Here is a 570-nt window from a genome sequence, read left to right on the forward strand (position 1 = left end):
CTGTAACGTAATGGCTAAACTACGACCAGAGGGCGTGTCGACCGATGGATGGAGATTAGCTGATGTTGGCAAGTCGTTCTTTTAAATTAACACATCCAATATTTTTTATTTTTAAAGTCAATTATAGTTGGTCCTCCAGTACACCCTCCAATTTCTTCAATGCTTTTATCAGATTCATCTTTTCCAATAATCCAAACACCTGATTTATGCTTAAAAATGATTCCTTGATCGAGTACCTCTCCAATTTTTGCAGTTAAGTTTCCTTCACCTACAGTATAAATGACTTTTACTGATCCATTTTTAATAATTACAGTAACTTTTTCTCCTAAAGATTTACCGTTCCACTCTGAAAATGCCACATCAAAAAGATAATTACCATTTGGTGGTATTTCATTCAATGTTCCTTTAATTTCAGAGTAAATAATTTCTTGTTGGGTTTCTTTTAAAAGATCAATCTTATCATTACTGCTTTTATCATCCTTATTTTCATTTGAAATAGTTGAACACGAAATCAAATTGAAATATAATATTAAAATTAAATGTATATTCCTCATATTAATGCTTGCCAAC

General features: G+C 31.1%; 1 protein-coding gene. It reads right to left on the reverse strand.

The window, feature by feature from the left end; all coding sequences use genetic code 11:
* Positions 1-86 precede the first annotated feature (86 nt).
* On the reverse strand, positions 87-570 hold a 484-nt coding region (locus HGP29_RS28540; protein WP_211093479.1), incomplete at its 5' end, for a hypothetical protein.

Source organism: Flammeovirga agarivorans, assembly GCF_012641475.1.
GTDB classification, from domain to species: Bacteria; Bacteroidota; Bacteroidia; order Cytophagales; family Flammeovirgaceae; genus Flammeovirga; species Flammeovirga agarivorans.